At 57.4% G+C, this 19,358-nt stretch carries 15 protein-coding genes; 12 read left to right on the top strand and 3 right to left on the bottom strand.

Annotated elements, in window-relative coordinates; all coding sequences use genetic code 11:
- Positions 1 to 13 precede the first annotated feature (13 nt).
- The 5 genes from Q675_RS19750 (at position 14) to Q675_RS19730 (ending at position 4,967) form a co-directional block, all read left to right on the top strand.
- Complete coding sequence (locus tag Q675_RS19750; RefSeq protein ID WP_014421627.1) at positions 14 to 982, top strand: beta-ketoacyl-ACP synthase III; 969 nt, start codon at positions 14 to 16, stop codon at positions 980 to 982.
- A 117-nt stretch (positions 983 to 1,099) separates the two neighbouring features.
- Complete coding sequence (gene cysP, locus Q675_RS19745; protein ID WP_014421628.1) at positions 1,100 to 2,104, top strand: thiosulfate ABC transporter substrate-binding protein CysP; 1,005 nt, start codon at positions 1,100 to 1,102, stop codon at positions 2,102 to 2,104.
- Positions 2,105 to 2,113: 9 nt separating this feature from the next.
- Positions 2,114 to 2,986 (top strand): sulfate/thiosulfate ABC transporter permease CysT, encoded by an 873-nt coding sequence (gene cysT / locus Q675_RS19740; protein ID WP_011784864.1) that lies wholly within the window; start codon positions 2,114 to 2,116, stop codon positions 2,984 to 2,986.
- Entirely contained in the window at positions 2,987 to 3,844 is an 858-nt protein-coding gene (cysW, locus tag Q675_RS19735) for a sulfate ABC transporter permease subunit CysW (RefSeq protein WP_023010236.1), read from the top strand.
- A 1-nt stretch (position 3,845) separates the two neighbouring features.
- Positions 3,846 to 4,967, top strand: coding sequence for a sulfate/molybdate ABC transporter ATP-binding protein (locus Q675_RS19730; protein ID WP_023010235.1), 1,122 nt, complete (start codon positions 3,846 to 3,848; stop codon positions 4,965 to 4,967).
- A 7-nt stretch (positions 4,968 to 4,974) separates the two neighbouring features.
- Here Q675_RS19730 and Q675_RS19725 read toward each other — a convergent pair whose 3' ends face one another.
- Positions 4,975 to 7,380: a YbcC family protein gene (locus tag Q675_RS19725; RefSeq protein WP_023010234.1), complete on the bottom strand. Its 2,406-nt coding sequence runs from the start codon at positions 7,378 to 7,380 to the stop codon at positions 4,975 to 4,977.
- Positions 7,377 to 8,990: an NADH-quinone oxidoreductase subunit L gene (locus Q675_RS19720; RefSeq protein ID WP_023010233.1), complete on the bottom strand. Its 1,614-nt coding sequence runs from the start codon at positions 8,988 to 8,990 to the stop codon at positions 7,377 to 7,379. The genes Q675_RS19725 and Q675_RS19720 overlap by 4 nt, the downstream gene beginning before the upstream one ends.
- Positions 8,991 to 9,097: 107 nt before the next feature.
- Between Q675_RS19720 and Q675_RS19715 the strand changes: the two genes are divergently transcribed.
- The 4 genes from Q675_RS19715 (at position 9,098) to Q675_RS19700 (ending at position 13,369) form a co-directional block, all read left to right on the top strand.
- The gene (locus tag Q675_RS19715; protein WP_011784859.1) at positions 9,098 to 10,006 is read left to right on the top strand and encodes a LysR family transcriptional regulator; all 909 of its coding nucleotides are present in this window, start codon (positions 9,098 to 9,100) and stop codon (positions 10,004 to 10,006) included.
- Between the two features lie 67 nt (positions 10,007 to 10,073).
- Entirely contained in the window at positions 10,074 to 11,555 is a 1,482-nt protein-coding gene (locus tag Q675_RS19710) for a flavin-containing monooxygenase (protein ID WP_023010232.1), read from the top strand.
- 113 nt (positions 11,556 to 11,668) lie between these two features.
- Complete coding sequence (locus tag Q675_RS19705) at positions 11,669 to 12,343, top strand: FadR/GntR family transcriptional regulator (protein ID WP_023010231.1); 675 nt, start codon at positions 11,669 to 11,671, stop codon at positions 12,341 to 12,343.
- A gap of 3 nt (positions 12,344 to 12,346) precedes the next feature.
- Entirely contained in the window at positions 12,347 to 13,369 is a 1,023-nt protein-coding gene (locus Q675_RS19700) for a bile acid:sodium symporter family protein (RefSeq protein WP_023010230.1), read from the top strand.
- Here Q675_RS19700 and Q675_RS19695 read toward each other — a convergent pair.
- On the bottom strand, positions 13,325 to 14,017 hold the full coding sequence (locus Q675_RS19695; protein WP_023010229.1) for a J domain-containing protein: 693 nt from the start codon (positions 14,015 to 14,017) through the stop codon (positions 13,325 to 13,327). The two genes, Q675_RS19700 and Q675_RS19695, sit on opposite strands and share 45 nt — an antisense overlap.
- A gap of 123 nt (positions 14,018 to 14,140) precedes the next feature.
- Here Q675_RS19695 and Q675_RS19690 point away from each other — a divergent pair, with 123 nt between their 5' ends.
- The 3 genes from Q675_RS19690 to Q675_RS19680 all read left to right on the top strand — a co-directional run bounded on the left by Q675_RS19690 (position 14,141) and on the right by Q675_RS19680 (position 19,317).
- Entirely contained in the window at positions 14,141 to 16,354 is a 2,214-nt protein-coding gene (locus Q675_RS19690) for a TonB-dependent receptor plug domain-containing protein (protein ID WP_023010228.1), read from the top strand.
- A 117-nt stretch (positions 16,355 to 16,471) separates the two neighbouring features.
- Entirely contained in the window at positions 16,472 to 17,386 is a 915-nt protein-coding gene (locus Q675_RS19685) for an ABC transporter substrate-binding protein (protein ID WP_023010227.1), read from the top strand.
- A complete protein-coding gene (locus Q675_RS19680; RefSeq protein WP_023010226.1) occupies positions 17,383 to 19,317 on the top strand; it encodes an ATP-binding protein in 1,935 nt (644 codons plus the stop codon). Before Q675_RS19685 ends, Q675_RS19680 begins: the two co-directional genes overlap by 4 nt.
- The last annotated feature ends 41 nt before the right edge of the window (positions 19,318 to 19,358 follow it).

Raw genomic sequence — 19,358 nt, 5'->3', positions numbered from 1 at the left:
CTGGAAATTGTCCATGACCTTTGCACGCATTGCCGGAACCGGTTCCTATCTGCCGGATAACATCGTTACCAATCGCGACCTGGAACAGAAGGTGGAGACCTCTGATCAGTGGATCCGCGAACGCACTGGTATCGAACAGCGGCATATTGCCCTGCCCGGACAAAGCACGGTAGATCTTGCTGAACAGGCGGCCCTGAACGCCATTGAGGCCGCCGGCATTGAAACCACCGATATTGATCTGATTGTTTTTGCCACCACCACGCCGGACAAGGTGTTCCCCAGTTGCGCCTGTATCCTGCAGGCCCGGCTCGGTATTCAGGGCTGCCCCGCCTTTGATATTCAGGCCGTGTGCAGCGGTTTCGTCTATGCGCTGGCCACTGCCGAGAAGTTCATCCGTACCGGTTCGAGCAAAAAAGCGCTGGTGATCGGCGCGGAGGTATTCTCCCGCATCCTTAACTGGGAAGATCGTACCACCTGCGTGCTTTTTGGCGACGGCGCCGGCGCCGTCGTGCTGGAGGCCAGTGAGGAGACCGGCATTCTGTCTACACACCTGCACGCCGATGGACGGTATGAAGAGTTGCTGCACGTCCCCTGTGGCATCGCCAACGATTTTGAGGCTGTAAAAGCCGGCCAGGCGTTTGTGGAGATGAAAGGCAACGAAGTCTTCAAGGTGGCAGTGAATACCCTCGGCCGGATTGTCGATGAAACCCTGGAAGCGAACCAGATGCAGAAATCCGATATCGACTGGCTGGTTCCGCATCAGGCCAACCTGCGAATTATCGCAGCCACGGCCCGCAAACTGGACATGCCGATGGATCAGGTGGTGGTAACCGTCAACCGCCACGGCAACACCTCGGCGGCCTCCATCCCGTTGGCGCTTGATGAAGCTGTCCGCGATGGGCGAATCCAGCGTGGGCAGGTTGTTCTGCTGGAGGCCTTTGGCGGCGGCTTCACCTGGGGCTCGGCACTGCTACGCTATTAATTGCTGACGCTTATATGCCAAACAAGCCTTTCAATATTTATTTTTAATATTTTTCGTTCTTAAAACCTTTTGTTAGATTGCTCCTCAGATTAGAACCATCATTCTGAGGAGCTCGTTATGAAGCAACTGTTCAAGGGAATCGCGCTCGGCGCCGCCCTGCTCTCCGCCCAACCGGTACTGGCTGCAGACCGGGAGCTGCTCAACACCTCTTACGACATCGCCCGCGAACTGTTCGCTGCCTACAACGAAGAGTTTAAAAAGCACTGGAAGGAAAAGACCGGTGAAACGGTCGAAATCAAACAGTCCCACGCAGGTTCATCCAAGCAGGCGCAGGCCATTATCCAGGGCCTGAAAGCCGATGTTGCAACGTTTAACCAGGTGACCGACATCGACATCCTGCACCAGCGCGGTCGTCTGATTCCTGAAGACTGGGCCGATCGCCTGCCGAACAACAGCTCGCCTTATTACTCAACCATGGCGTTCCTGGTACGCGAGGGTAACCCAAAGAATATCGAGAACTGGGACGATCTTGTTCGCGAAGACGTTCAACTGGTGATGCCGAACCCTAAGACCTCTGGAAACGGCCGTTACACCTACCTTGCCGCTCTGGGCTACGCCCAGGACCAGTTTGGCGACGATCAGGAAAAAATTGATCAGTTCATGGCGGACCTGCTCGGTCAGGTACGCGTTTTTGACAGCGGCGGTCGTGGTGCCACCACCACATTCGTTGAGCGCGGCATTGGCGATGTCCTGCTGACCTTCGAGTCGGAGGTTCTGAACATTGCAGACCGTTTCGAGAACGGTGAATACGTGGCTGTCACGCCGAAGGTAAGCTTCTTGGCTGAATTCCCGGTGACGTGGATTGACGACTACGTTGAACAGAATGGCACCGCCGAGCTGGCCAAGGAGTACCTGGAGCACCTCTATACCGAAGACTCCCAGCGCCTGCTGGCAGGCTTCAACTACCGTGTTCACAACGACGCCGTGAAAGCCGAGAATGCCGATCGCTTCCCGGAACTGAAACTGCTGTCCATCGAAGAGATTGCCGGTGGCTGGGAAAACGCCATGAGTACCCATTTCAGCAGTGGCGGCAAACTGGACCAGTTGCAGCGGCGCCGGTAAGAACAAGCCATGCCCACCTCCGCTCAAGCAGGCGTCGCCCCCGTGCGGCGCCTTGGTCGTCGAAACAAACGGGTATTGCCGGGATTCGGTCTGAGCCTCGGCATTTCGCTGTTTTTTGTCAGCCTGGTTTTGCTGCTGCCGATGACCGGGCTGGTCGTTGAAACCTCCGGCATGACCTGGGACCAGTTCTGGTTCACCATCACCGATCCGCGCGTGGTGGAGTCCTACAAGGTTACGTTATGGACGGCCCTGGCAGCTTCACTATTCAATGGCCTGTTCGGGTTGCTGTTGGCCTGGGTGCTGGTTCGCTATGAGTTTCCGGGCAAGCGCATTGTCGACGCCGTGGTCGACCTGCCCTTTGCCTTGCCAACTGCTGTCGCCGGCATCACCCTGGCAACGCTGTTTTCCCAGAATGGCTGGTACGGCCAATGGCTGGCCAAAATCGGTGTGGAGGTTGCATTTACACCCCTGGGCATCGTTGTAGCCATGGCATTTACCAGCATCCCGTTTGTGGTGCGTACGGTGCAGCCAGTGCTTGAGGAGCTGTCGCCAGCCGATGAAGAAGCCGCTGTTAGCCTGGGGGCATCTGACGGGCGTGTGTTCCGCAAAGTTATCTTTCCTTCGCTGTGGCCAGCCCTGGTGACCGGAATCGCCCTGTCTTTCACCCGCAGCCTGGGCGAATTTGGTGCGATTATCTTTATCGCCGGCAACACGCCCTACGTCAGCGAAGTCACCAGCCTGATGATCTTCATCCGTCTGCAGGAGTATGACTACGCGGCCGCCAGTGCCATTGCCTCGCTGGTATTGCTGGCGTCGCTGATTCTGCTGTTCTCCATCAACCTCTGGCAGGGTCGCTACCTGCGCAGGCTGGAGGGTCGATAGATGGCTGCGCAAAACCGCCGTATTGGTGACCAACCCTGGGTGCGCCGCAGCCTGATCGGGCTGGCCCTCGCAATTACTCTGATCATGCTGGTGATTCCCGTAGTGGTGATCTTTACGCAGGCGCTGAGCACAGGCTGGAGCGCTTTTGCCGGCAATGTCCTGGATGAATACACCCTGGATGCCATCGGCCTGACTTTGTTTGTGGCCGCACTCACGGTGCCGCTTAACCTGGTTTTCGGGACAGCCCTCGCCTGGTCGGTTACTCGGTTCCGCTTTCCCGGGCGCAAGCTGTTGATCACCCTGATCGATATTCCATTTGCGGTATCACCGGTTGTTGCCGGTCTGCTGTACCTGCTGCTCTATGGCCGGAACGGCTGGCTGGGCAGTTGGCTGAGCAACTACGACGTTCAGTTGATGTTCTCCTGGCCCGGCATCCTGATGGTCACCGTATTCGTAACCTGTCCGTTTGTGGCCAGGGAGCTGATCCCCTTGATGCAGCAACAAGGCAGCGAGGAGGAAGAAGCCGGCGTGGTGCTGGGCGCTTCCGGCTGGCGGATTTTTCGCAAGATCACACTGCCAAATATCAAGTGGGCATTGATCTACGGTGTGGTGCTGACCAACGCCCGGGCCGTAGGTGAATTCGGTGCGGTCTCGGTGGTATCCGGCAATGTTCGCGGAGAAACCAATACCTTACCGCTGCATGTTGAACTGCTTTATCAGGATTACAACATTGTCGGGGCCTTTGCCAGTGCTTCACTGCTGGCCGGTATCGCCATCCTGACACTGATTGCAAAAGCATTTGTCGAATGGCGTCAGTCCCGCGCTGAACACGCGACGCCCGAAGAAGGAGGTGCGTGACATGAGTATCACCATTGACCAGATCAACAAGCACTTCGGCGGCTTTCAGGCGCTGAAGAATGTCTCTCTGGATATTCCCGAAGGCCAGCTCACCGCCCTTCTCGGCCCCTCTGGCTCCGGCAAAACCACCTTACTCCGGATTATTGCCGGACTGGAGTCTTCGGATTCCGGCCGCATCCTGTGCGGTGGTGACGATGTCAGCCAGTTACACGTTCGCGACCGCAACATCGGGTTTGTGTTTCAGCATTACGCCCTGTTCCGGCACCTGACCGTTGCCGAGAACATCGCGTTCGGTCTGGAGTCGCTCCCCAAAAAGCAGCGCCCCTCAAAGCCGGAAATCCGCCAACGGGTGGCCAAGCTGCTGGAGATGATTCAGTTGCCCGAACTGGCCAAACGCTATCCGGCACAGCTGTCTGGTGGGCAGAAACAGCGTGTTGCTCTGGCTCGCGCGCTGGCAACTCAGCCTCGTATTCTGCTGCTGGATGAGCCCTTCGGCGCCCTGGATGCCAAAGTAAGAAAGGATTTGCGCCGCTGGCTGCGAGCGTTGCATGACGAGTACCACTTCACCAGTATTTTCGTGACCCACGATCAGGAAGAAGCGCTGGAGCTGTCAGACCAGGTGGTGGTTATGAGCCAGGGTCAGGTGGAACAGGTGAATTCACCGACCGGACTGTATGCCCGGCCAGAAAGCCGGTTCGTCTTCGACTTCCTGGGCCACGTCAACGTGTTGTCGGGTATGGTGAAAGGTCAGAAACTGGTTCAGGGCGATGCCTGGGTATCCCTGCCGGGGATTCGCCAGGATCAGGAAGCCCAGCTCTACCTGCGCCCCCACGAAGTTCAGCTGTCCCGATCCCCCGCGGCCAAGGCCCGCCTGCCCCTGCGCATTGAAGCCATCAGCCTGATCGGCTCGGAAGTGCGTATTGAACTTGCCCCGGAAGGCTGGCAGAGCGATGAAATCTGGGAAATCGGCATGAGCCATGCGGAGTTTGCGCGCCAGAACCCCACCCGCGGTGAACTCTGGTACGCGGTACCCGACGTTGGCCACCTCTTTGTCGCCGACAGCGTTCAACCGAGAACGATCGACTGGCAATACACCGAGGCAGCCAACGCCAGCAATATGTGATCGGCGGTCAGGTGGTTACCCACCTGCCGTCTTCGTAACGCAGCGTTTGGTCGCCCTCCACTCGGTGCAGCCAGAGCCAGCGGTTTTCCACCAGAGCCCGGACATCCGCGTTACCCTGGATCACCGCTTCAATGCGTTCCGCCGGTGCATCGATCACCACCGCAAGGCGCATTGGCTCGTGGCGCCAGTGCTCACCGTCGAATACTGACTGCAACGGAAGTCCGATCTTGAGATCGACACCATTGCCCTCGATGACACCCAGGTTGCCGCCAACCACCGAGTGCAGCAGTTTGTTGCCGGCGCCGAAGATATCCGGCCTCGCAACGGAACCGAAATACTGCAGATTAATCCAGTTTGCCACCACCATGGGCGCAGACATCAGCAGGGTCAGAACCTCTCCGGACGGGTCCTGCGACGGATCATAGTCGTGCAGGAAGCAGCGCCCTCCGAGATCCAGTGAGCGAGTAAGTGAACGCGGGCCGATCACCATCCCGGCATTGTTGGCCAGGCCCCACTCAGGCCGCACTTCCGCCCAGTTGCGAGTCCGGCGTTTGAGTTCGGCAAGCAGGTCATCATCGCTCTTGCCATTAAGCCCAAGACTGGTGGCTCTTTCTCTGCGACAGGCCTGGCCAGCAGCCTCAAGCTTCTCAACCAGCGTATTAAATACCCGCTGATGGCTGTCGGGCACCTGGTCCCGCCCGTAAATGGTTATTCTGTCCGTGATCGTGCAATGCTCAGCCGCCAGGGCAATGGTGCTCTCGGGCATAACAATGCCACGCTCTGCCAGGCCCGCCCTCACCTGCCGGTCATTCAGCAGCTCGGCAGCCACTCTGGCATTTACCCCTCCATTTTTGCCGCCACAGGCTCCGCAGGCCAGACCAGCTTCGTTGGGGTTGTTGTCCGTATGGGCACCATGGCCCACCAGCAACAACACGCTGGCGAAGCCTTTGGTCAGGGACATCGCCCGCAAAAGCCCTTCCGCCAGATTTACCCGCTCAGGATCTGACAAAGGATAGCCGTCCACGCAGTGGTGGAGCCTGCCGGGTTCCACCGCCTCTGCTTTTGTAGAGTTTCTGTTCAGGCTGTCGCGAACCAGCTTCCAGGCCCAGGCAAGGCCAGTGGTTTCCACCAGTGTGAATGTAGACAGGCTGGAGTATTTGGCCCGGCGTACGGACTCCCGAACCTGTTCGCGGCTGTCCAGTTTCCGGGCCAGCTCCCGGTCTTCTGACGGACTGCCCAGGGTTTCCGAGTACCGATACACCGGCGCCAGCAGTCCCGGCAGCCGGGCTTCGTCATCGGTTGGACCATGCCTGTGGTGAACAATGGGCATGCCGAAAAAGCCCGCCACGCCAAGCGTTCTGATTTCAGGGTATACCTTCTCCAGCTGTCGACGAATGACTTCGGACCTTACGTCTATGCAGAAGGCGGCCTGCACTTCCGCCACAGGATCCGGTTCCGCCAGCGAGCTCCGCTCACTGGAGCGGATATCGTCAAGGAAACGGGACTGCCAGGCCAGCTCATAGGCCCGATGCCATATCCAGAGTGCCTGTTCATTAGCGGAGGCCGGCGCCAGATCGAACGCATTGACGTAACGATTCTGCCAGCTCTCACGCTCTGCCTCAGTCATATTGATCAGCGCATGGGCCTCATGAATGAGCCAGATGGTCGCCAATTGCGCGCAGAAGTGTTCGGTACCGCTTTCATGAGGATCGCCCAGTGCTGCTCGCCAGTCCACACCTCTGCACCAGGATGCCCAGCCCAGCAAATGGCCGAGCAGGTGGTGGATCACCAGGGGCAGTTGGCGGCTGCTGTAAGGCAACTCACGGGCTACCGTTGCAGCCGCTTCCTGCCAGTCAGGCTTCAGCAACATTTCCACGCTGGCTTTCCGGGCCAGAGAGCGTCCGGACTGACTAAGCCAGAACTGATACAGATCCTGTTTTGTACCAGAAACCTGCCAGCGATTCTGACGCAGGTCGAAGTAGCGCGCACAGGCGCGTCCGATCTCTTCCCGGACCTCCTCGAGGGACGGTTCCTGTTGACCACGGCGGGTGTAACCAAGAGCCGACACAAACCCTGGCTGATTTGATGCTGCCCCGGAAAGCTGGGCCAGGAGCGCCTGGCTATCATCTTTCAAGCCCGCTTCGCGGGCAGCTTCCTCAAGGTGGGGACGCTGAATACGGCCGCCATCCCAGGCTTTCCGGTAGAAAGCCGGAGGCATCAACAACCCTGCCCCGAACAGGTTGTCCAGTTCTCGGGAAACCTTTTCGACAGGTCCAGTCCTGCTGCCCCACCAGGGGTTAACTGCGATCCAGCGATCTAACGGCCAGATGGGCGCAATTCGTTCGCAGGCTTCATTAACAAGCTCCGGAATAACCTGTTCACAGGAAGCAGAATACGTAACAGGTGCGTTCATGATCTTTCTCCAGTCAGAGCCCCGTGCCGCAATCGGATGTCGGCCGGTTTACCGTGGGCATTGAGCCAGGTTTGTGCCCAGCGGCGGGTAAGCTTTTCGAAAGGCTTGTCGAGATAGAGTCCTTGGCTGAAGTGCCAGTGGAGCTTCTGCGCCACCACGCCCTGCGGGCGGGCGAATAGCACCAGCGACAACATAAACAGCACGGCCAGAATTACCCAGGCGAACCACTCAGCACCAACCGGCAAGGCTGTGTGCGCGGTCTGAGGCAAAGCGGTGCTCAGCAGCCAGTTAAGCACCCCGTACAGGGGGACCAGAGCAACGGCCAGCAGCAACACGACGACACGGGCGCCTTTTTGGCTTGCTCCCGGTGTACCCAGAACGGCAGCGCCAACCGCGAACACCAGCAAGGCCGCCAGTACCGACTTGTGGGCCACCAGTTGCGGGGCCTGCCACAGCAGGGCGGCGGCCAGGCCAGAGGCCAGCAATGCGAGACCGGCTTGCGACTTGCTGATTTGCTCTGAAAACGCAATCCGGGAGACTTTGACGGTACGGCCAACGGCCAGGAACGAGTGCGCCTTGTACAGGGAGTGAGCCAGCAGGTGCAGTAGTGCCAGCGTGTAGGCGCCCAGCGCAATCTCGAACAGCATGAAGCCCATCTGGGCATTGGTGGACCAGACCAGGCCATGTTTCGCTGAATTCTGGGTCATCATGGTGAACACGGCGACGATGGCGGTTGCCCCGCCAACAACCAGCAGGATCATGTGCCCTGCCGTGAAGCCTTCAAACACCGGGAACAGTCGCAGCCAAAGGAAACCGCCCAGGTTGACTACGCCCGCGTGCAGAAGTGCTGACACAGGGGTGGGAGCTTCCATCACCCGGATCAGCCAACCGTGGAACGGTAGCTGGGCACATTTGAGCGCAGCAGCCACCGCCAGCAACACAGAAGCGATGGTCAGCGACTGCGATTCACGGCCCAGGTGTTCGCCCAAAGCATAGATTTCAGGGATGCGGAAGCTGCCGTAGTGATTCCAGATTAACAGTACCGCTGCCAGAATGGCGGCATCACCAAGCCGGCTGGCAATAAACTTCTGAGCTGCCGCAAGGCGAGCCTGTGGCCGTTCCGCGTACAGCGTCAGGAGCTGGTGCAATGAGAGGCTTACACCCACCCAGGCGCCAGCCAGCACCAGCAGGTGATCGGTAAACACCAGCACCAGTACACTGACCACTGTAGTGAGGAACCAGGGCAAAAACGCATTATAAGCCGGGTCGCCACGCAGGTAGTCCCGGGTATAACGAAGAATGACCCAGGCAATGAAACAGACCATCAGAGCCATCCATACCGCCAGACCGTCCGGGTACAACCCCAGTCGAATGCCGAGCTCCGGCAGACCGGTATCAAACACCAGCCGGTCAAACAACAGGACTGCACCAATGGTGGCAGTTGCCAGCAGCAACAGCCTGAAACCGCTTTCCGCCAGGCGCCAGCAATGAGCCAGTTTGAGAGGGTTTTTCGTCCAGTTGGCGAATCCAGCCAGCGCCAGCAGGGCAACAGGCAGGGCCAGCCAGGCCATCAACAGCACGAGCGAAGCAGTCGTGGTAAGTGTTGTCATGTTGGGCTCCTTCAGGTTCACGCCTACTTTGCCGTTAATGCACTCATACATAAAATGGTTTATAAAGATTAAATCGTTCACTTTTAAAGAACAGACAAGAGACCACCATGCGTCTGAACTACCATCACCTCTACTATTTCTGGACTGTGGCTCGAACCGGACACCTCACCCGGGCAGCCGAATCACTGCATATCTCACAGTCCGCATTGTCCGGCCAGATACGAAAGCTGGAGGAAAGCCTTGGCTACGATCTTTTTGTCCGGGAGGGGCGGCGACTGCGACTATCGGAGGCCGGGCGGGTAGCCTTTACCTACGCTGAGGAGATTTTCCGCCAGGGGGAGGAACTGGAGGCGCTGTTTCGTACCGGGCGTCAGGCCAACCGGGAAACTCTGAAAGTCGGTGCGGTCGCAACCCTCTCCAGAAACTTTCAGGAAGGCTTCCTGCGGCCCCTGCTGGGACGAAAAGATCTGGAGCTCAAGCTGCAAAGCGGGAGCCTTGACGACCTTCTTCGCCGTTTATCAGCGCACCGACTCGATCTGATTCTGTCGAATCAGCCAGTACAAGGTGACGAAGAAACGCCCTGGCGCTCACGTCGTATAGCCCGCCAGTCGGTCAGCGTAATCGGGCCACCGGGCAGCCAGGATGCCCCCGGGTTTCCCGATATTCTGCGCGACCGACCTCTGATTCTGCCCGGGCCTGACAACAACATCCGGCAGGCCTTCGATCAGCTCTGTGATCACCACCACATTCACCCTGTAATCATCGCTGAAGTTGACGACATGGCCATGATGCGTTTGCTGACCCGGGACAGCGGGCACTACGCCATACTGCCGCCGGTGGTGGTCCGGGATGAGTTGAGAAACGGCGAGTTGAAAGACTACGGCGCCCTGCCCGGCGTATTCGAGGAGTTTTACGCCATTCGTATCCGGCGCCAGTTTGAGTCGCCGGTATTGCGGGAGTTGATGGCTCAGAAAGCCGAGGAGTTACTGACCTTTTCGGACAATCAATCCGGTTAATTCGGCCTATGTATTAAACAAACAGGCCGTTATAGTCGCTGGTGTACAACAATAACAAGGATTATCCATGGCCCACGCTCGCACCCGAAAACCCTCTGTTCTCATTATCGGTACCGGATTCGGCGGAATCGGTATGGCCATCAAACTCAAACAGGCAGGATTTACGGACCTGACTCTGCTGGAAAAGGCCGGCGGTGTGGGCGGAACCTGGCGTGACAACACCTACCCCGGCGCAGCCTGCGATGTTCAGTCCCACCTCTACTCCTACTCGTTCGAGCCCAAACACGACTGGAGCCGGAAATTCGGAGCTCAGCCTGAAATCCTCGAATACATGGAATCCTGTGTTCACAAATACCAACTGGAGCCTCACATCCAGTTCAATCAGGTGGTAACATCCGCAACATTTGACGATCACGGCAACCAGTGGCACGTCTTGACCGAAACCGGCGACACTTTCAGCGCCGACGTGTTAATCACCGCCACTGGCCAGTTGAACCGGCCAGCCATGCCGAATATTCCGGGGCTCGAGACCTTCCGGGGCACCTGCTTTCATTCCGCCCAATGGCAGCACCATACCGAGCTTCACAACAAGCGCGTTGCGGTGATAGGAACCGGCGCCAGCGCGATTCAGTTTGTGCCGGAAATTACGCCACTGGTCGGGCAACTGGACCTTTACCAGCGTTCAGCCGCCTGGGTATTGCCCAAGCCGGACCGGCCGTTTCACCAGTTTGAGCAAACACTGTTTAAAAAGCTGCCACTGTGGGACCGCCTCTACCGGGGCCTCATTTACTGGAAGAACGAATCCCGGGCTCTGGCATTTACCCGTTTCTCGTGGATTCTGGATCTGTTCGCCCATCAGGCCCGAAAAGAAGCCCGCCGCTGGGTAACAGACCCGGATAAACTCCACCATTTGATCCCCGATTACCGCATTGGCTGCAAGCGAATCCTGATCTCCAACGACTGGTACCGAGCGGTCAATCAGCCCCACGTCAACCTGCTCACAGACGGCATCGCCCGAATAGATGAGACCGGGATCGTGCCTGAAACAGGCGAGCACCGGCCTGCCGACATCATCATCTTCGGTACTGGCTTCCGGGCCAGCGAGTTTCTCTCGCCCATCCACATTGCCGGCCGTGAGGGTCTGGCGCTGAATGACGCATGGTCCAACGGCAGCAAAGCTTTCAAAGGCATCTCAGTCAGCGGATTCCCCAATCTCTTCATGCTCTATGGCCCGAATACCAACCTGGCACACAATTCGATTCTGTTCATGCTCGAATCTCAGTACCGGTACGTGTTAAGTGCCCTGGACGCCCTCTCCCGCTATCCCGGCGCGGCCATGGATGTACGGGAGGATCGCCAGAGTCGATACTGCCAGGTGGTTCAGCGCGGCCTGGAAGGCAGTGTATGGGATGCTGGCTGCAGCTCCTGGTATCTGGACGAGCATGGGCGAAACACCGTGAACTGGCCCGGCTTCACCTTCAGTTACCGGTTTGCGACCCGGTCAGTGGATACCGCCGACTACCAGTTTCTTGACCCGGTGAACGCCTGAGCCCGGCAGCACGGAACCGCCCCGCCGAGGTCTCTCATGAATTTCAACGCCAGGGTTGAACCGCGCTCTTAAACATAGGATGATTGGATCACCATATAGAGGGATGATCCATTATGCTGACACCAATCCGCAAAGGTTCGCTGGTCGAAACCGCCATCGACAGTCTCCGGAAAACGATTGAGAGCGGGGAATGGCCGGTAGGTACTCGCTTACCCGTCGAGGCAGAGCTCTCGGAGGCTTTAGGGATCAGTCGCAATACAATCCGCGAAGCCGTAAGGGTTCTGGTGCACGTTGGCATGCTGGAAACCCGACAGGGAGACGGGACCTACGTGCGCGCAAACAGGGACGCCGGAGAAACACTTAGGAGAATTGCCCGGAGCCGACTGGCAGAGCAGATTGAGGTCCGGATTACGCTGGAGACGGAAGCGGCGCGCCTGGCAGCAAGGCGCCGCAACGAAGCGGATCTTAAAGCCATGACCGAGGCCCTGGATGCGCGAGCGGCGGCCGGAGAAGTCATTACGGACCGTATACAGCACGACGAGCGGTTTCATCACTCATTGGTGCGTGCATCTCACAATTCTGCCCTGATTGAGCTCTACGACTATTTCTCTCACGCGGTCAGCCAGACCATCGAGCGAACCGAAATGGATTCAGACCTCCCGGAACCCAGCCAGGAAGCCCACGAACTGCTGTTGGCAGCCATTCGCCGGAAAGATGCCGATAAAGCGGAGGCACTGTCGAGGGCGCTTCTGACACCAAGCCTCAATGCCCTCAGTGGTAAGGAGTAAGCTGTGAAATTCCGGATAGACACCTTTACCCTGCTGTTACTTGGCGCCATTGTTCTCGCCTCGTTCCTGCCGGTGACGGGACAGGCGGCAGAAGCGCTCGGCACCGCAGGCACCATCGCAGTGGCCTTACTGTTTTTCTTTCATGGCGCAGCCCTGTCCAGACAGCAGATCATCGACGGCGCCACCCATTGGCGGCTGCACATCCTGATTACCGCCCTCACCTTCGTGTTTTTCCCCCTTGCCGTACTGCCGGTCAATGAGCTGAGCACTATTGCGCCCGAGTGGATGCCCAAAGACCTGGGGCTGGGTTTTCTGTATCTGGGCGTACTTCCATCCGCTGTATCTTCTTCGATTGCCTACACCGCCATGGCCCGGGGCAACGTACCGGCTGCCATCTGCAGTGCGGCCGCATCCAATGTGTTCGGCATGATGCTGACACCGTTTCTGTTGCTGCTCCTGGTATCCACCTCGGGCGCCGGAGAGTTCTCGGTTGCCGAGGCACTGAAAGACATCGTGCTTCAGCTACTGCTGCCATTTGCGGTTGGCCATGCCCTGCGCCCCTGGCTCGGCGGCTACCTGTCACGCAATGAGTCACTGATGGCGCGCTATGACCAGTGTGTGATCTGGATCATCGTATACTCCGCCTTCTCTCACTCCGTGGTTAGCGGGTTGTGGCAGAACCTTCCGGTACAGGCCATCGTCCTGGCGATTCTGATCTGCTTCGGCTTGTTGGGGCTGTTTATGCTGATCGCTCGATTGATGGTGAGAAAGCTGGGGTTCAGTCTGGAGGATGAAGCCGCGGTGGTTTTCTGTGGTTCGAAGAAGAGCCTGGCATCTGGATTGCCGATGGCCAAAGTGCTGTTCTCTGGCCATCCGGGGTTTGGCATGATCGTGTTGCCGATTATGTGCTACAACCAGATCCAGGTGATTGTCGGGGCCATTCTTGCGCAGAAGTATCGTGAGAAAATTCAACAGGCAAAATCAGCCCCCGCCCATGCCTCCGAAAATGGTTGCCAGAATCGCTAAACCCACAATCCAGCCAATAACCGCCGGCCAGAAATTGACCATCTGTGGAGGCTGGTCGGCGGAATCGCTTTCCCCCTCCCCCATGCCTCGGCCAGATAGCATATCCGACTCCGGGTAAGTCCGTGGATCCGACTCTTCAACAACATCTTTCAGGCTGAACCACTCGAACCAGTCCCCCAGAAAGCGCGCGACCGGAGCCGGAAGCGCGCCGTTTTCTGCCAGCGGGCGAACCTGGGGCTCCAACTGGCGACCAATCTCCCGGCGAATATCAACACGATCTGCCGGGGGTTCACACAGGATGGCCTTCCAGATAGCAACGTCCTGCTGGCGGTAATTATCGTTCATCAACGCCCTGATCTGGATAATGACTTCCCGGGTAACCTGGGCCTCTTCGGACGTAAACGCCCGGGAATCAGCGTCTTCATAGCGGAGTTGTCCGGAATCATTGTCTGTCGGGCTTGATGACGGGACTCCGTCCGGCGCATTGGCCGTCGATTGGGGCTCCGCGCCACCGGTCGCTTCACGGTAGGCCCGCTCCAGGGCCTGGGCCTCATCGCCTGACGCAAACTTCAACTGACGCTCGTAGGCCTGGCGTATCCGATCCTGGTCGCCAGTCGGCTCGATTCCGAGAAGATCCCAACAGTTCATACAACAGCAACTCCGATAATGGAAAATCTGTATTCTTTATGGAGACAAACGGGGCTCTCTCACTTAGGATTAGTTGAGAACCATAACAATATTTTCATCTCGGCAAATTATAGAACGACACACATGGCCATTACGAATTACCGGTTTGCAAAGCAACGCTCTCTTCATCGCTTGCAAGGACGCATATGGCTGTCGGTTTCCCTCTCTGCAGCGCTGAGCGGGACGGCATTACCCGGCACCGCACAAACTCTCGATTCCGGTTTCGAGGACAGTATTCCCGGCTTGAACGCCACGATACCGGAAGTGCTGACCACCACCAGACTGCGGCAGCCCAAAACCCGAGTACCCGGCAGTACGACGGTGATTGCCGGAGACCTGATTCGGGATCTGGGTATCAGAAGCCTGTATGAAGTCTTCCGCCTGGTGCCAGGCATGGTGGTGAACTTTGTTGGCAGCCATCAACCCGTAGTTACCTACCACGGCACAGTCCACTACGAACAGCGGAGAATGCAGGTTCTGGTAGACGGCCGGACGGCTCACCGGGCCACTCTGTCCGACATGGACTGGGAAACCATGCCTGTGCCCCTCGAGCTGATCGAGCGCATTGAGGTAGCCAGAGGACCGAATTCGGCCGCCTATGGTATCAATGCATTTCTGGGCACTATCAACATCATTACTCGGGATCCTGCGGACAGCGCCAACCTGGAAACGACGGTCACCAGTGGCTCCAGGGGCTACCTGCGCACTTTTGCCTCCACCGGAAATGCGGATTCGAGCTACGACTGGCGCCTGAGTTTCGAGAAACGCAAGTTCGACGGATTTGATTATCAGATCGATGACGATGAACGTTTCCCGTTCAATGATGGCCACGACATCAACTCTTTTATCTACGATTCTCGACTGACATTTACGCCGGGGACTAACCTGGAACTTCAGGGCGGCGTGGTCGATGGCACCAAATACCAGGACAAGGACAAAAGCGGCGAACTCAATCCGCTGGACCATCCGGACATCGACGTGCGGGACTACTATCTGCAAAGCAAGCTCAACCATAGTTTCTCAAGCGAGCATTTCATCCACTTGCAGGCCAGCGTTGAGAACTTTGACCGGCGCCAGGAATATGCCATCAGTTTCCCGGACAGCACGGTGGAATGCCTCCGAAACAACACTCCATTGTACGAGTACACGTACACGGCCGGCGGGCGGGAACGGCGCTGTTTCATATCCCAGGGCGGTCCCGACGCTTTTGCAGTAGTGGATGCAGATTCCGAAGATACCCGGATTGAACTGGAAGCTCAGGATACGCTGATTGTCAGCGACCGCCTGAAACTGGTTTCCGGCGCGGGTTTCCGTAAAGATATCTTCCGTTCAGAAACCTACTTCAACGGGCGCGGAAACAACTATCAGTCCCGCTTGTTCGGCAACCTGGAATACAGTCCCTGGCAATGGGTCACCTTTAATGCCGGCGGCAACTGGGAGCGAACCAGCACCACAGGCGACAGCTATTTCTCTCCCCGCGCAGCCGCAAACTTCGTGGTAAACAATAACCATGCCCTGAGGTTTGTGTTCTCCCAGGCTGTCAGAACGCCTGATGGATTTGAACAAAGCCCTGACTGGGGATACACCCTACGTAATGTCAGACCGGCAATCTATTCTGACCTTGAAGGTCGCCGCGTCACCATTGAGGACGCCGCCCAGGAAACAGGTATCCTCACACTGGGTAACGATCTTGAGGAGGAGACCATTACCTCGCACGAAATCAGCTACTTCGGGCAGTTTCCTCTGGATCAAGCGCTGTTCTCGCTGGAAGTCAGAGGCTTTCGCGATGAGCTCAGAGACATGATCAGTGGCGTTATCCAGCTCAAGGAATGGACGCTGGAAAACAACGTGGCCGTTGACCAGAAGGGTTTTGAGATAGAGGCCAGCCTCGATTTTCCCGGCACCCTGCTTCGAGCAAGCTACGGCTATCTTGATCAGGAGACCTGGTATACCGGCGCGCCGATTCTGGAATCTGACGGCACGGTAAACGAAAACGAGCAGCGCTACATGACCGAACTGCTGGAGCGGATGTCTGTCCGGCACTCGGGCAGCCTGGCGGTTATTCAGGATCTTCCCGCAGGCTTTAAGTGGTCTGGTGCATTTTACTGGGCCGACGAATTCAACACCCGGTTTGAGCGCTTTGATACCCGGTTGGTGAAACAGATATTCCAGCCCCGTTATACGGCTGAAATCGCGCTATCCATGCAACATTACCTGAACCGGGAACCTGAGCTAAGCTCAGACAACAACATCGAAGATCATAATCAGTTTTTTGTTGAAGCCGGTATTCGCTTTTGACGGTGTGCAGGGCAGGAAACTAAACAGTCAATGGAATGGACCAACTGTCAGACGATGCTCAACGCAAACGGTAACGTTACAACGGGCCGTACATCCAGACTTGCCAGAGTCACCTCTATGTTGGTCTGGCTGATGGCTTTGTTGTTCGTTGATTCTGGTCTCGCCCTGGGCCAGGAATCGGGGACCAGATCAGCCTATATCGCCGGATCTGGAAATGCCGCTCTGGATGACCATGTTGCCCGCCTGCTGACAGAACAGCTTGGCGACCAGGTCACACTGGAGCCACTGATCGAAAGCCAGCTCGCTGTTCTCGAGAATGAACCTGTGATCGCAATAGGGCCTGCCGCATTCTCACGGGTGCGCCAGGCCAACAGGGATCTTCCGGTTTTGGCATTACTGGTTGATAAGGATTTCATCGAGGGTTATACCACACGCTTTTCCGGCCAGGTGTCTGCCGTCTATTACGATGCGCCCTTATTACGGCAAGCCTTGACGGGCAAGGTCATCCTGCCCCAGGCAACCCGCGTCGCCTTACTTGCCACGACCGAAAGCGTAGAACTTTACGAACCCCTCATCGATCAACTGGCACCCTACGGCCTGGAAGCCAAGGTCTTTATTGCCGATACCGAGGATCAACTTATCCCAAGCCTGATTCGAGCCCTCAGCTTCGGTGATTTTCTGCTTGCCGGGCAGGATGATGCCATTTACAACCCACGCAATATCAAACACATTCTGCTGACCGCCTATCGCAGGAACAAGATCCTGATCGGCCCGAGCCAGGCCTATGTCAAGGCCGGCGCCCTCGCCTCCAGTTATGCGCCATTCATTGAGATGGCTGAGCTTGCAGCCAGTCACCTGACAACCTATTTCGACTCAGGCACCTTCCCGGCGCCAACCTACCCTGACGAATATCGGGTTGAAGTAAACCAGCAGGTTGCGCGATCCCTGAACATCCCGCTGCCAGAACGGGAGTGGATTGCCCAGGCGGAACAAAACATGATTAGCGAGAACAACCAGGAGGCAGGCCAATGAACACCACAGCCAACACTCCCGGCATGTCGCTCTCGCGGCGTCTTCTCCTGCTTGGCGCCCTGCCCGCGGTTGTGATTTTTGTGGCATTGATGGTTTTCTTTACCTCAGCCCGTCTCGAAGATGCCCGTCTGGACCTGGCCCAGAGCAGTCAGATGCTTGCTGACAGCCTCGCCCCAGCACTTGAGTATGCCGTGGTCTCCGGTAACTCAACGGCTCTGGAGCAGGTCCTCGGGCAGTCCCTGAAACGCAGCAAAGCAGACTGGATTCGCGTGACCGACGTTGTTGGTGAAGAGCTCGGTTTTGTCAGCCGAGGTGTTGAATCGGAACACACAGCAACCAGGATCTTCGACATCTATGAGGCCGAGATTCTTCAGGAACCGCTGGAGATCGGTTCCGGAGGAGCGGGTGACTGGTTTACCGGCGGCTGGAACTTCAATTCCGGATCGCTTCGGGTAGGACTGGTGCAAGTCGGGGTGAACCCCGACGTTCTGGAAACCCGAAGGCAGGATATTCTCTGGAGCTCACTGACCGTGGGCTTTGCCTTGCTGGTGTTCAGCCTGCTGCTGGCAAACCATTTCCTGAACAATATCCTTCAGCCCATGCGACAACTATCCAGCCGCGTTGGCAAGCTGATTGTTGGTGACTACACCACGCAACCGGTCTCGAGCAAGGGCAGTGCCCGGGAAATTGCGGAGATACAGCAACAATTGAACGAACTCGCAGTTCACCTGGAACAACTTCGATCTGCCCGAGACCAGACACTGGCGATTTCTGAAAGTGCCCGGGAGAAAGCGGAACACGCCAGCCAGGCCAAGTCAGAGTTTCTCGCTACCATGAGTCACGAACTTCGGACTCCTCTGAACGGCGTGCTCGGCATGGTTGACCTGATTCATGAAGAGCCGTTGACCAAGCGTCAGAGCGACTACCTGACCACGGCGCGGCAATCCACGGAAGACCTGCTGACCGTGATCTCCGATATCCTGGACTACGCCAGAATGGACAATGGCAATCTGGTATTGGACCAACGGGCCTTCGATCTTCAGAGCCTGTTCACCAATTGCGTCGCCTCATACCGTCACGCCGCAGAAAAGCAGGGGCTGAGCCTGGATCTCCAATTCCTCGGTGAATGGCCACGGCATCCTGCCGTGCTGGGGGATGCGCCGCGAGTGAGACAGATCCTTGCCGGGCTGATCGACAACTCACTGAAGTTCACCAGCGAAGGGTTCGTCGGTATCCGGGTGAACTGGCTTGAGCTTGAAAACCACTGCGTACTCGTCCAATGCTCGGTTAAGGATTCAGGCTCTGGTATTCCTGCGGAACGACTGCAAAGTGTCTTCAACAGCTTTGAGCAGCTCGACACCGGCGATAACCGGGCTCACGGTGGCACAGGGCTCGGGCTGTCGCTGGTTCAGCGCCTGGTCGAATTGATGGGCGGGCATGTGCAGGTGGAGTCCGACATCGGCCAGGGGTCCTCATTCCGGTTCGAGCTGCCATTCGAACTAGCCTATCAGAACCCTCCAACCGATGAGCCACGGGAACAGGTCACCGGTACCGCCCGGGCCCTCGTGGTCGAGGATAATCTGGTGAACCAGAAAGTAACGGAAGCGCTGTTGCGGAAGTTCGGGTTCCAGACCGAATGCGTGACCAATGGCACCGATGCTGTTAGACGGATCAAAAATGACCACGAAGGTTATGATGTCATTCTGATGGACTGCCAGATGCCAGTGATGGATGGCTATGATGCCACCCGCATGATCCGCGACTGGGAACAGGGAAATGGTCAGAGCGGCGTACCCATTATCGCACTGACCGCAGATGTGTCTGAGGATACTGAGAAAGCCTGCAAAGAAGCAGGTATGAACGACTATCTAACCAAGCCCGTGCGCAGGGATACGCTCCGGGAGGTACTCTCTCGCTGGATTCGCGTGTAACAACGAGCGCCGGAGTTGGCAGGTTTTTCACTCCGGCGCTA

It is taken from the genome of Marinobacter sp. EN3 (assembly GCF_000475315.1).
GTDB lineage: Bacteria > Pseudomonadota > Gammaproteobacteria > Pseudomonadales > Oleiphilaceae > Marinobacter > Marinobacter nauticus.
Note: the sequence above shows the minus strand (reverse complement) of the source record. Positions and strands in the feature narration are given on the sequence as shown.